Raw genomic sequence first — 12,701 nt, forward strand, 5'->3', positions numbered from 1 at the left:
ACTGTCCGGACATTTCGGGTACCAGGCCTCACAGTTTTAGGCAAAACTGTCACGCGCCCAGAAGGCGCGCATGAAAGATCGTCGCCTGCCCGGTTGGGTGGCGACGATCTCCAGGCGGTCCGGAACGGTTACCGCTCGAAGCGCTTTCGGAACCGGTCTTCCATGCGCTGGGCGAACGAACCACCGCTCGCTGCTCCACGGTCGCGGGCCTTCTTCTTGGGCTTTCCGCTGCCATCGTCCTTGGCCGAGGACTCCTCCTCCGAGTCCTCGCCACCACCGCGCAGCGCGGCAAGGACGATCACTGCTCCGCCGAACATCACGAGGAAGCCGACAACGCTCAAGACGGGGATGTCCGCAGGCCGCAGGGCCGGCATCACGGCGCCGACCACCAGCAGGGCAAGGCCCAGCACGAACACGGCGATGCCCTGCAACCGGCGACGTCGAGAGGGACGTTTCATCCCTCCGCCGCGCACGGTTGAGGCGAACTTGGGGTCCTCGGCGTAGAGCGCGCGCTCGATCTGCTCGAGCTGTCGCTGCTCGTGCTCGGAGAGTGGCATGACTCCTCCTCCGGCACTGGTGTCTCGGTGGCGCCGGAGTCCGGGTTGAGCGGGCTCACCCGGCTGGGGACCGGCGAACGCTTGGGGGCGTCACTTATGAGGATACGGTTCCCGCGAGCCGACGACTACCCGGTCTTGGCACGGGAGCCGCACCGAGTTTCCCGGGCAGGCACCCCGGACGGGTGATCAACATCTCCGCCCGCTCGGGCAGGGCATCAACGACCAGCGGTAATCACGCCGGGAACCCTGAGTAGCCGGTTTCCGAGATCGGTCCGAGGTGTCGCAGGAATCATCCGCCGGGACGATCCCCACGTCCCGGCGGAGGCCATCAAGCGGGCTTGCGCGCGATCGCGTGCAACCGGGTGGCGATGTCGCGCAGCGGCGGCTGCTCGGCGGCCGTCACCTCGAGCTCGGTCATCGCCTCGGCGGCGCGCGGGTTGTTGTCCAGCACCGAGCCCGGCACCAGATCGGTGAGCACGCCCTGGCCCAGCACCCGCTCCACGGTCAGCCCGGCCGCGGCGAGCACCCGCTCGAGCTGCTCGGTGTCGAAGCGGCGCTGCAGGGCGTCCGAACCGCCCAGGTTGCCCTGCGGGTCGCGCAGCACGCCCAGCGCCTCGCTGACCCGGCCCGCCAGTGCCCAGGCGAGCACCGCCGCGTACCGGTTGGCGACCAGCACCGAGACCGCGCCACCGGGAGCGGTGGCCGACGCCAGCGCGGCGGCCGCGGCGGGCACGTCGTCGACGTACTCCAGCACGCCGTGCCCGAGGACCAGATCCGCACCGCCCTCCGGGCTCAGCGCGGCCAGCGCGTCCGTGTCGCCCTGCAGCGGCGTCACGCGATCGGCGACCCCCGCGTCCGCGGCCCGGCGGTGCAGCGTGGCCAGCGCGTCCGGACTGGGATCCACCACCGTGACGTGGCAGCCCGCCGAAGCGAGCGGTACCGCCCACACGCCACTGCCGCCGCCGACGTCGAGCACGCGCACGGGGCGTCCGTCGCGCCGCCGCCCGGCGTCGGCGATTTCGGTTTCCAGCACCTGGTGGACGGCGTCCGATCTCATGCCTAGCAGCGTAAATGGCCGGGCGCCGCGACGAACCACCGGCGTGCCGCACGGCGAATGGGCGCCAGCGCTCCAGAGGGTGGCATCGATTAACTAGGCTACGAGCGTGCAGACGGTTGCGGTACTGAGTCTCAAAGGTGGTGTCGGGAAGACGACCGTGGCGCTCGGGCTCGCCTCTGCCGCCATGCGTCGTGGCGTTCGGGCGCTCGTGGTGGACCTGGACCCGCAGTGCAACGCGACGGCCTGTCTGGAGCCGGGCCGCACCACGAAGAACCTCTCCGACGTGCTGGCCGACCCGCGTCCCGAAGTGCTGCGCGCCGCGGTCGCGCCCAGCGAGTGGGACGAGGAGGTCGACGTGCTGGTCGGATCCGAGCAGGCGGAGGACCTCAACGGGTATCGCTCGGACGGCAAGCACCTCTCCCGGCTGAGCGAGGCGCTGTCCGAACTGGACAACCTCATCGCCGAGGGCGAGCTGCCGTACCAGCTGGTGCTGCTGGACTGCCCGCCATCGCTCGGGCGGCTGACCCGCTCGGCCCTGGTCGCCGCCGATCGCGCCCTGCTGGTCACCGAGCCGACGATCTTCGCGGTCTCCGGCGTCCAGCGCGCCTTCGAGGCGGTGCAGAACGAGCGGGCGAACAACCCGCGGCTGCAACCCCTCGGGGTGATCGTCAACCGGGTGCGCGCGCGCTCGCAGGAACACCAGTTCCGCATCGACGAGCTCCGCGACATCTTCGGTCCGCTGGTCATGCCGGTGGCCCTGCCGGACCGCCTGGCGGTTCAGCAGGCGCAGGGAGCCTGCCTGCCGATTCACCGGTGGGGGACGCCCGGAGCCCGGGAAGTGGCCCTGGCGTTCAATCTCATCCTCGCGAGGACGCTGCGCGCGGGCCGCACCCGCGGTTCCGAGCCGGACGACGACGTGGTCGACGAGGACCTGCTCGACGACGACGTCCGGGAGGACGACGAGTAGGGCCGGTCAGGAGGCTTCGTCGCGGGCGTCCGCGATCGCGCGCAGGATCGGGTAGGCGATCACGATGCCCACCGATCCCCAGACCATCCCGGTGACGCGGAGTTCGCCCACCTGCAGGGTGAGGTCGCCGACGCCGGCGATGATGGCGGTGCCGAGGACTACCAGGTTGATCGGATCGGTCAGGTCCACCCGGGCGTCGAGCCAGATGCGGACTCCGACGAGCGCGAGCATGCCGAAGAGCACCAGCGTGGCACCGCCCAGCACGCCCAGCGGGATCGTGTTGATCAGCGCGGCCAGCTTCGGCGAGAACGACAGCACCACCGCGGCCAGCGCCGCGACCGCGCAGGAAGCCGTGGAGTACACGCGGGTCGCGGCCATCACGCCGACGTTGGCCGCGTAGTTGCTGACGGCGGAACCGCCCGCCGAGCCGGCGAACATGGTGGCCAATCCCCCGCCGATGAGCGCGTCGCCGACGTAGGGGTCGAGATCGCGACCGCTGACCGCCGCGATCGCCTTGACGTGCGCGACGTGCTCGGCGACCAGCACGAAGGCCAGCGGCAGCACGAACGGGACAACGGAAATGTGCACCTGCGGCGCGATCAGCTGCGGGAGCCCGATCCAGGGCGCGCCGTCGAGCTGGGCGAGGCGTTCGGGTACGAGCTGCCCGGAGGTGGCGGCGTACGCCCAGCCGACGAGCACTCCGATCAGCACCGCGGCGCGTCCGGCCATGCCGCGGCTGATCACGATCAGCAGCACCACGGTTCCCAGCGTCAGCGCGGCGGGAACCCGGTTCTGGTCGAAGGAGGTCACCGACTGCGGGGCCAGGCTCAGCCCGATCATCAGCACGATCGCTCCGGTCACCACCGGCGGCATCGCCGACTCCAGCAGGCGCACGCCCAGCGCCTTGACCGCCACGCCGACGGCCAGCACGACCAGGCCGACGACCATGATCCCGCCGAGCAGCGCCGCCGGGGCCGCGCCGACCTCGTTGACCGCGGCGCTCATCGGGACCACGAAGGCCACCGAGGCGCCCAGGTAGCTGGGCACTCGATTGCGGGTCACCAGCAGGAAGAGCAGGGTGCCGAGGCCGGACATCAACAGCGTGGTGGCGACCGGGAAACCGGTCAGCAGCGGGACCAGCGTGGTGGTGCCGAACATCGCGAGCAGGTGCTGCAAGCCGAATCCGATGGTCAGCGGCCAGCTCAGCCGTTCCTCCGAGGACACCACGGAATCGCGCAGGAGTCGCCGACCGTTGCCGTGCACGGCCCACAACGCCACAGCAGCCTCCCCGACGACCACCCGTTCAGGCGGAAATCTGTCACTTCACGTAGCGACAGGGGGAAGATTACTATTCGGTTTCACATAATCAAGCCATCCGGTCCATTGATCGGTGAAACCCCTGATTACAAACGGTGAAACCGGATCGTGGTGTGTCGCGGTTCAGCCACGAAGCTCCGTGCCGGATGAGCCCGAGTCGTCGAAGACCACCCGCATCCCCTCGGCAAGACCGGCCAGCCGGTCGGTGGCGTCCTGCAGCAGATGCGTCTGCTCGACCGATCCGCTGGCGGCCACCGCTTGACCCGCCGCGGCCACCAGGCCGCCGTAGCCGTCCACGCCCTCGTCGAGCTCGCCGCGCAGTCGTTCGACGTCGTCGCGAAGCCCGCCCCGCTGCGACTCGGGCGCGTGCCGCAGCGCCGATTCCACGGCGACCAGCCGCTGCGCGCCCCGGCGCAGCTCAGCGGCGGTGTGGTCGGCCGTGGCGCGGGCGTCGGCCGCAGCCGCGCCCGCACCAGCATCGCTGAGCTGGGCCAGTGCGGCCTGCAGGCTCTGCTCCGCGTCGCGCAACCGCTCCATCGACGGACGAGCCGCCGACCCGGGAGCCGGCAGCGGCTCCGGCGTCGAGCTCTCGGGCAGCGGCGTGTTCTTCAACCGCCGGTACTTCACGCCGAACTTCACGGCCACCGCCGCGCCGACCGCGGCGAAACCACCGAGTCCGACGGTGGAGACGTCCCAGACGAACGCGGGCACTGCGGCAACGGCCTCCATCGTGCCGGTGCCGACGGCACCGGCACCGAACACGCCCGCCGTGGTCGCACCGCTGACCGCCGTCCGCTTGGCCCGCTTGCGCTGCCGGATCAGCCGCGCGCGGGGGTCCCGCCAGTCCGCGAGCCGCCGCCGGACCTCGCTGAAGACCGGGCCGCGCAGTTGCTCCAGCGCGACCTCGCCCAGCTGCGCCAGCTCACGCTTGCGGGACATAGCCGCCTCCGCTCGACTCAGGCTTGACCGGCCTGCGGGTTCTGCTGCTGCTTGGTGGCCGGTTCGGCCGGGGTCTGCTCGTTGCCCGTGATCTGCTGCTGCGAGCCACCGGACACCTGCTGCTGCTCACCGCTGCCCATCGAGGCGCGCAGCTGGGCGAGCCTGCTGGAGCCGGCAGCTTCCTGGGAGGCCCGCTCGACCTCCTGCATCCGGCCTTCCACGCTGTTCTCGGCCAGCTCGGCCTCGCCCAGCGCGGTCGTGTAGCGCTTCTCGATCTTGTCCCGGACCTCGTCCAGCGACGGCGTGGTGCCCGGCGCGGAGAGCTCGCTCATCTGCTTCATCGAGTCCGAGACCTGCTCCTGCATCTTGGCCTGCTCGAGCTGGCTCAGGAGCTTCGTGCGCTCGGCGATCTTCTGCTGCAGGATCTGCGAGTTGCGCTCGACGGCCTCCTTGGCCTTGTCGGCTGCCTGCAGGGACTGGTCGTGCAGCGTCTTGAGGTCCTCGACGCCCTGCTCGGCGCTGACCAGCTGGTTGGCCAGGGTGGTCGCGGTCTCCTCGTACTTCTGCGCCTTGGCCTCATCGCCCTCGGCGCGCGCCTGGTCCGCCATCACCAGGGCCTGCTTCGCGGAGGACTGGAGCTTCTCGACCTCGCCGAGCTGGCGGTTGAGCTTCATCTCCAGCTGCCGCTGATTGCCGATCACAGAGGCGGCCTGCTGCGAAAGGGTCTGGTGCTGCCGCTGGGCCTCTTCGATGGCCTGCTGGATCTGCACCTTCGGGTCCGCGTGCTCGTCGACCTTCGACGAGAACGCCGCCATCAGGTACTTCCAGGCCTTCACGAACGGGTTGGCCATCTCCTCCGCCTGCCTTCTCTCCGCTATGCCGGCTGCCCCTCACACAACGCACCGAGCGCGTCACTCGGTTCCATCGTGTCAGGTCGTTGTGTCCGGTTCCACCAAACACGGCAGATCTCCGGGAATTGCCCCCGGTGACCCCCCAAGATCGAACCAGCCCCCCGCGAGCGGCGCCGCATCGGGGGCCAACCGTAATCCCCCGAACACTCGGCCGCCCCATGTCCCCGGGCGGACCGGGGGCACGGGGCGGCCGGATCGTGTCTTGGTGTTGTTCAGGCGGCCACCACTACGCCCTTGCGAACCGGTGCGCTGATGCGCTGGCTGAGCACGGGCTGCAGCCGCTCGGAGACGCGCGGCTCGGCGTCGGCTCCGGCCTCGGCACCCGCGAGCTGCTCCTCGCCCCGCTCGGCTTCGGAGAGCTCGGTGCCGATGAGGCTGGGCACCAGCTGACCGTCGTCGATGTCCGCGGTCGTCGGTTCGACCATCGACGGCACGACCATGGACCCGTCGAGGTCCCCGGCCACGGTCACCAGCAGTTCCGGCAGTGGCAGATCCAGGGCGTCGCAGATCGAGGCGAGCAACTCGCTGGACGCCTCCTTGCGGCCCCGTTCGACCTCGGACAGATATCCGAGACTCACCCGGGCAGCGCGCGAAACGTCCCGCAAGGTCCGAGACTGTGCGGTCCGGGCGCGGCGCAGCCGTTCACCGACCGCCTCCCGCAACATAACGGTCATCGCGCGCCTCCCTTCCTTCGTCGCCTTCCGCGTGCACTACGCGTGAACGCCCCCTACGTTACTCATCGATGGGCCCGAACGAGAACGATCGAGCCGAAGTCCGCCCAGGGCGAACGTGTCATGATCGATCGGACTAGTCCACCGCCGTGCGTGTTCTCGCAGCGCACGGTACAACGTCGCCCGCTGGTTTCCCCACACCCGAATTCAACCAAGCAACTCGCCGAAGTGTTCCAGCGACACCCGAACGGCGGCCGATCGCACGGCATGCCGGTCGCCGGGGACCTGCACGGTGCGCACCCGGGTCCCGTCCGGCCCGGTAAAGCCCAGGTGAACGGTGCCGGGAGCCACTCCGTCCTGCGGGTCCGGGCCCGCCACCCCGGTCAGTCCCAGACCCCACTGCGCGCCGCAGCGGTCCCGGGCGCCTCGGGACAGCTGTTCGGCCACCTCGGGGTGCACGGCGCCGTGCGTGGCGAGCAGCTCGGGGTCCACGCCGGCGAGCTCGGTCTTGAGCTCGGTGGCGTAGACGACGAGCCCGCCGCGCACCACGCTGCTGGAGCCGGGCACCTCGGTCAGCACCGAGCACACCAGCCCGGCGGTCAGCGACTCGGCGGTCGCGACCGACTCGCCGCGCCGCTTGAGCGCCTCCACGATCCCGGCCACCTGCGCGAAGGTCGGCCCGACCGGCTCCAGGATCATGCCGCCGCCCGACCGCCCGCGCGCAGCCGCAGCGCGCGGACCACGTAGTCCAGACCGGTTCCGACGGTCACCGCGAGCGTCGCGCCGAGCACGATCCAGCGCGGGATGTCGGCCCAGGAACCCAGCGGCATCAGGTAGAAGCCGATGGTGATCCCCTGCAGCAGGGTCTTGATCTTGCCGCCGTAGCTGGCCGCGATCACGCCGTGCCGGATCACCCAGAACCGCAGCAGCGTGATGCCCAGCTCGCGGAAGATGATCACCAGCGTGGCCCACCAGGCGAGGTCGCCGAGCAGGCTCAGCCCGATCAGCGCGGCGCCGGTGAGCGCCTTGTCCGCGATCGGGTCGGCGATCTTGCCGAAGTCGGTCACCAGACCGCGCCTGCGCGCCAGCTCCCCGTCGACGCGATCGGTCAGCGAGGCCAGCGCGAACACCGCGGTGGCCACCCACCGCCACAGCTCGTCCTGGCCGCCGGACCAGAACAGCACGACCAGGAACACCGGTATCAGCACCAGGCGGGACACGGTGAGCACGTTCGCGATGTTGAGCAGCGGCACCGGCTGGGCCTGCGGGCTTCCGCTCTCGGCTGTCATGGTTGCCCTCCGGAGCGGTTCGATGCGGGCTCGCCCTGGATCGGCCGCACCACGAGGTCCACACCCTCGGTGGCGATCACCTCGCAGCGCAGCATCTCGCCCACGCTGACCGTTCCAGGGTCGGTGACGAGACATTCGCCGTCCACCTCGGGTCCCTGGTGGTCCGCGCGGCCCGCGCAGTCCTCGGAATCATGGCGTTCGATCAGCACATCCACCGAGGATCCCACGCGGTCCTCCGCGCGTTGCGCGATGAGCTCGTCGACCAGCTCGGACAACCGGTCGACGCGCTCGTCGACGACCTCCTGGGCGAGCTTGCCCTCGAAACCGGCTGCCTCGGTGCCGTCCTCGTCGGAGTAGCCGAACACGCCGACGGCGTCCAGCCGGGCACTGGTCAGGAACTCGCACAGCTCGTCGAAGTCCCCGTCGGTCTCGCCGGGGAAGCCCACGATGAAGTTGCTGCGGATGCCCGCTTCCGGCGCCAGCTCGCGGATCTGCTCGATGAGGTGCAGGAACGACCCGGTCGAGCCGAACCGGCGCATCCGGCGCAGCAGGGCCTCGTTGCAGTGCTGGAAGGACAGGTCGAAGTAGGTGGCCACATCCGGCGTGGTGGCGATGGTCCGCAGCAGGCTGGTGCGGGTCTCGGCGGGCTGCAGGTAGGACACCCGGACCCGGCGCACGCCATCGATGGCCGCCAGCTCGGGGAGCAGGACCTCCAGCGCCCTCGGATCGGCGAGGTCCTTGCCGTAGGAGGTGGAGTTCTCGCTGACCAGGAACAGCTCACGGGCTCCGTGCTCGGCCAGCCAGGTCGCCTCGCCCAGCACCTCCTCCGGCGGGCGGGACAGGAAGGAACCGCGGAAGGACGGGATCGCGCAGAACGTGCAGCGGCGGTCGCAACCGGAGGCCAGCTTGACCGCGGCCACCGGCGAGTCGTCCAGCCTGCGGCGAGCCACCGAGCGCTGCGAGGGCATCCAGCCGTGCCCCGGCACGGCGACCTCCGCGGCAGCGGCGGGCCGTTCGACCGGGGTGATCGGCAGCATGGTGCGCCGGTCGCGCGGCCGGTGCGCTTCGATGGCGCGGCCCTCGAGCACGTCGTCGAGGCGCTCGGCGAGGCTGTCGTAGTCGTCGAAGCCGAGCACCGCGTCGGCCTCGGGCAGCTGCTCGGCGAGCTCGTTGCCGTAGCGCTCGGCCATGCAGCCGACCGCGACGACCTTGGCTCCGGTGTCGGACGCGGACAGCAGGGTGTCCACCGAGTCCTTCTTCGCCGATTCCACGAAACCGCAGGTGTTGACCACCACCACATCGGCCTCGTCGGGCTGGGCGAGCTGCCAGCCCTGGCCGTCCAGGTCGCCGGCCAGCTCCTCGGAGTCGACTTCGTTGCGCGCGCAGCCGAGCGTGACCATTGCGACTCTGCGGTGCTGCTGCTCGGCTGACATGCGTCTGAGCGTAACGCCCGACCCGGCGCTGCCCACCGGAGAGCCTCCCGGGAACGGATGGGTGGCCGAAATTACCGTTCGGGCGGCAGCGCGGAGATCGGCAAGTTGGTTAGGCTTACCTAACGTGAATGCCGCCATCGAGGTGCGCCCGGCGCGAGTCCGCGACGCCCGCGCGATCAAGTCGCTGATCGACCACTACGCCGGAAAGGTGGTGCTGGGCAAGGAGCTCGTCACCCTCTACGAGGACATCCAGGAGTTCCACGTCGCCGAGTCGAACGGACGGCTCGTGGGCTGCGGCGCGCTGCACGTGCTCTGGGAGGACCTCGCCGAGATCCGCACCGTGGCCGTCGACCCCAGGCGCAAGGGCTCCGGTGCGGGGCGCGCGCTGGTCGAGGAGCTGATCGCCACGGCGGGCGGGCTCGGCATCTCGCGGATCTTCGTGCTGACCTTCGAGACCGAGTTCTTCGGCAAGCACGGCTTCCGGCCGATCGCCGACACGCCGGTCAGCGATGAGGTCTGCGAGCAGATCCGCCGCTCCCCCGACGAGGGCGTCGCGCAGTTCCTGGATCTCGCCCACGTCAAGCCGAACACCCTGGGCAACACGCGGATGCTGCTGGAGCTGGAGCGCGCCGCGTAGCGCGGCGGCGACGGCTTGCGAGCCCGCCTCCGCGGTCGGCGCTACGATGGATGCATGAATGATTATGCGCCGTCGGCGATAGCGATCCGGCGTGCGCGGATCGCCGACGTCCCGACGATCAAAGCGCTGGTCGACACCTACGCGGGCGAGGTCCTCCTGGAGAAGGAGCTGGTCACGCTCTACGAGGACGTCCAGGAGTTCTGGGTCGCCGAATCCGATCAGCGCATCGTGGGTTGCGGCGCGCTGCACGTGCTCTGGGAGGACCTCGCCGAGATCCGCACCGTGGCCGTCGACCCGATCGTGAAGGGGCGCGGCGTCGGGCACCGGCTGGTCCAGCAGCTCATCGAACTGGCCGTGGACCTCGGCCTGTCCCGGATCTTCGTGCTGACCTTCGAGACCGAGTTCTTCGGCAGGCACGGCTTCCACACCATCGACGGCGCGCCGGTCACTCCCGAGATCTACGAGCAGATGCGCCGCTCCGCCGACGCCGGCGTCGCCGAGTTCCTGGACCTGGCCAACGTCAAGCCCAACGTCCTCGGCAACACCAGAATGCTCCTCGAGCTCCCCGAGTGACAGTTTTGCCTAAAACTGCCCCGAACGTATCGGTCGCAGCCCGCTCACAGTTTTAGGCAAAACTGTGAATCTCGCCCGTTCGGGTGGCTTTTTGTTGACGGGGTGGCGTCCAGTTCCTGAAGAAGTTCGATCACGGGCCGTTCAGGCGTTATAACGATGAGCGCGTGTCAGTTCCGACAAAAGGGAGACAAGCCTTGGAACGCGCCCATCGTCGCGGTGTCACCGCCACCGTAACCGCCGCTGCCGCCCTGCTGCTGACCACCGGTACCGCCTTCGCGGCGCTGCCGCCCGAGGAGCTCCAGGAGACCACCGACCGCTACCTCTACGAGGTCTCGCTGGACTCGTTCCTGCAGATCAAGGCCGAAAAGCCCTACGACGACCAGCTGGACTGGTCCGATGACGGCTGCTCCTACTCCCCCGACGAACCGCTGGGCTACGAGTTCAAGGAGCCCTGCCAGCGCCACGACTTCGGCTACCGCAACTACAAGGCGCAGTCGCGCTTCAGCGAGGACAACCGGCTGCGCATCGACGACAACTTCCGCGACGACATGTACGGCACCTGCGACGACGACTCCAACTGCGAGTCCGCCGCCGACGTCTACTACTGGGCGGTCCGCCAGTTCGGCTCCTCGACGATCTCGGTCCCGGCCGCGATCGACTCCGCCGACATCGAGGAGGTCCGCGCGGACAACGGCGAACTGATCGCCTTCACCGCCAAGGACCGCTCCGGCAGGACCGTGACCCACCCGGTGCACGACTGAGCACCGGGCATGATGATCACGGGCCATTATTAGTGATCACTAGGAACGACTGAGCACCGGCGAAACGCGGCGGGGCGGGCCCGGTTCCAGGGCCGCCCCGCCGGGTTTCGCGGTCAGCGTCCCGGCAGCGGGTTCATCGGCTGCACGTCGCCGGCGCCCGTCGCGGCCGAGCCGTCGATCGGCCCGGTGCCGAAGTAGGCCTCGCACGGCCCGCCGATCCACTTCTCGAAGTCGGTCGTGATGTGGATGACGTCCTCGCCGTCGGAGGTCGGCAGCAGCGTCGGGCTGAAGTTGCGGCAGGTGCTTCCCTGGTTGTAGCTGATCTGCACCGGCGCCGGGATCTCCCGCCACGGTCCGGCGAGGTCGGACGGATCGTCGTTGACCATGATCGTCTTGCCGTTGCCGGGCGCCCAGCCGCCTTCGTCGTTGCCCAGCATCTGGTAGCCCAGCAGCAGCCGCCCGTTCGGGCCCGGCCCGGGCGCCCAGGAGATCGTCGGCGTGCCCAGCGGCTGCGCCCCGGTGTTCGAGGTGATCTCGGTGCCCAGGTCGGCCGGATCGCCGAAGTCCCAGCCGTCGGCGGATTTCCGCATCCACACCGTGCAGGTGTGCACCGGGTCGTAGTTGCAGACCTCGTAGACCATCACGTAGGTGCCGTCCGGCAGCCGCCGCACGCCCGACATCCCGGGGCGCACGGTGAACTCGTCGTTGCGCACCGTAATGCGCGGCTCGCTCCAGCTCTCGCCGTCGGAGGACCGGATCTGCACGAGCTTCTGGTCGCGCTCGGGATCGCCGTCGTCGGAGTAGAACAGCCCCAGGTCGCCCTGCCCGGTGACGCTCAGCTCCGGTTCCCACACGCCCGGGCCGACGGGCGCCCGCACGGGCGTGGACACGAACTGCCAGGTGCGCCCCTGATCGTTGCTGCGCCACAGCCGGATGGTGGTGCGACGGGTGTCCACGTCGTCGCCGATCCCGGCCGTGCCCGCCCACAGCAGGGTCCCGGCGGGCATGTCGCCGACCGGGCTGGGCAGCTCGTAGAGCGTCGAGCAGCACATGCCCTCGGTGTTCTCACCCGCCGGATCGCGGATCTCGCCGACCGGCTGGAACGACTCGCCGTCGTCGGTGCTCTCGTAGATCACCGCGAAACCGGCGCTGTCGGCGTAGGTGGTCATGCTGGCCAGCACGCGGCCGTTGGCCGCGCCGCTGTGCTCCAGCCGTACCATCCGCGGATAGCTGCTGCCGCCTTGGCGCAGCATCTCCCCGCGCTCCACATCGGACGGCCCGGTGTCGGGTCCCGCGGTGGGCTCGGAGACCGCCAACTGCTGCGTTCCTGCCGCTAACAGCAGCACCGCTAACAGCACGAACAAAGCGCCGCGAAGTTTGGCCACGACCATGCGATTTACCCCTTAAATGCGCGGGCGGATTCACCGTCGGCAAGCGGGGACGCTATCGCAGAGAAGTCCTGGTTAAACCCCCTAGAACAATTCCGTTCAGAGCAATTATTCGGACGCAAACGGAGCAGTGGAAAAACGCGGAACAACACGCGCGAACATCCGTTGAAAAATGCGGAAAACGGCAATCGGGCCCGCGTT

At 69.6% G+C, this 12,701-nt stretch carries 14 protein-coding genes; 4 read left to right on the top strand and 10 right to left on the bottom strand.

Annotated features, from left to right (window positions below; translation table 11 throughout):
- Positions 1-128 precede the first annotated feature (128 nt).
- The gene (locus ABD289_RS18860) at positions 129-557 is read right to left on the bottom strand and encodes a DUF3040 domain-containing protein (protein WP_344134311.1); all 429 of its coding nucleotides are present in this window, start codon (positions 555-557) and stop codon (positions 129-131) included.
- A 328-nt stretch (positions 558-885) separates the two neighbouring features.
- Positions 886-1,614 (bottom strand): class I SAM-dependent methyltransferase, encoded by a 729-nt coding sequence (locus ABD289_RS18865; protein WP_344134314.1) that lies wholly within the window; start codon positions 1,612-1,614, stop codon positions 886-888.
- 106 nt (positions 1,615-1,720) lie between these two features.
- Here ABD289_RS18865 and ABD289_RS18870 point away from each other — a divergent pair, with 106 nt between their 5' ends.
- Positions 1,721-2,581: a ParA family protein gene (locus ABD289_RS18870; RefSeq protein WP_344134317.1), complete on the top strand. Its 861-nt coding sequence runs from the start codon at positions 1,721-1,723 to the stop codon at positions 2,579-2,581.
- A 6-nt stretch (positions 2,582-2,587) separates the two neighbouring features.
- Here the strand turns inward: ABD289_RS18870 and ABD289_RS18875 are convergent, their stop codons facing one another.
- The 7 genes from ABD289_RS18875 to rimO form a co-directional block, all read right to left on the bottom strand.
- Positions 2,588-3,859 carry a uracil-xanthine permease family protein gene (locus tag ABD289_RS18875; protein WP_344134320.1) on the bottom strand — a complete coding sequence of 424 codons (1,272 nt, stop codon included), beginning with the start codon at positions 3,857-3,859 and terminating at the stop codon, positions 2,588-2,590.
- A gap of 162 nt (positions 3,860-4,021) precedes the next feature.
- A complete protein-coding gene (gene pspM, locus ABD289_RS18880) occupies positions 4,022-4,837 on the bottom strand; it encodes a phage shock envelope stress response protein PspM (RefSeq protein ID WP_344134323.1) in 816 nt (271 codons plus the stop codon).
- Positions 4,838-4,854: 17 nt separating this feature from the next.
- Positions 4,855-5,688, bottom strand: coding sequence for a PspA/IM30 family protein (locus tag ABD289_RS18885; RefSeq protein WP_344134331.1), 834 nt, complete (start codon positions 5,686-5,688; stop codon positions 4,855-4,857).
- 272 nt (positions 5,689-5,960) lie between these two features.
- Positions 5,961-6,422 (bottom strand): helix-turn-helix domain-containing protein, encoded by a 462-nt coding sequence (locus tag ABD289_RS18890; RefSeq protein ID WP_344134334.1) that lies wholly within the window; start codon positions 6,420-6,422, stop codon positions 5,961-5,963.
- Between the two features lie 204 nt (positions 6,423-6,626).
- Positions 6,627-7,118, bottom strand: coding sequence for a CinA family protein (locus ABD289_RS18895; RefSeq protein ID WP_344134338.1), 492 nt, complete (start codon positions 7,116-7,118; stop codon positions 6,627-6,629).
- Positions 7,115-7,708 (bottom strand): CDP-diacylglycerol--glycerol-3-phosphate 3-phosphatidyltransferase, encoded by a 594-nt coding sequence (gene pgsA, locus ABD289_RS18900; protein WP_344134341.1) that lies wholly within the window; start codon positions 7,706-7,708, stop codon positions 7,115-7,117. The genes ABD289_RS18895 and pgsA overlap by 4 nt, the downstream gene beginning before the upstream one ends.
- Entirely contained in the window at positions 7,705-9,141 is a 1,437-nt protein-coding gene (gene rimO, locus ABD289_RS18905; RefSeq protein ID WP_344134343.1) for a 30S ribosomal protein S12 methylthiotransferase RimO, read from the bottom strand. Before rimO ends, pgsA begins: the two co-directional genes overlap by 4 nt.
- 124 nt (positions 9,142-9,265) lie before the next feature.
- Between rimO and ABD289_RS18910 the strand changes: the two genes are divergently transcribed.
- From ABD289_RS18910 to ABD289_RS18920, 3 genes are all read left to right on the top strand, one after another.
- A complete protein-coding gene (locus ABD289_RS18910) occupies positions 9,266-9,778 on the top strand; it encodes an amino-acid N-acetyltransferase (protein WP_344134347.1) in 513 nt (170 codons plus the stop codon).
- A gap of 54 nt (positions 9,779-9,832) precedes the next feature.
- Positions 9,833-10,351 (top strand): amino-acid N-acetyltransferase, encoded by a 519-nt coding sequence (locus ABD289_RS18915; protein WP_344134350.1) that lies wholly within the window; start codon positions 9,833-9,835, stop codon positions 10,349-10,351.
- A 194-nt stretch (positions 10,352-10,545) separates the two neighbouring features.
- Entirely contained in the window at positions 10,546-11,112 is a 567-nt protein-coding gene (locus ABD289_RS18920; RefSeq protein WP_344134353.1) for a phospholipase, read from the top strand.
- A gap of 113 nt (positions 11,113-11,225) precedes the next feature.
- Here ABD289_RS18920 and ABD289_RS18925 read toward each other — a convergent pair whose 3' ends face one another.
- Positions 11,226-12,503, bottom strand: coding sequence for a sialidase family protein (locus ABD289_RS18925; protein WP_344134356.1), 1,278 nt, complete (start codon positions 12,501-12,503; stop codon positions 11,226-11,228).
- Positions 12,504-12,701 lie beyond the last annotated feature (198 nt).

Source organism: Saccharopolyspora halophila, from assembly GCF_039531955.1.
Classification (GTDB): Bacteria; Actinomycetota; Actinomycetes; order Mycobacteriales; family Pseudonocardiaceae; genus Saccharopolyspora; species Saccharopolyspora halophila.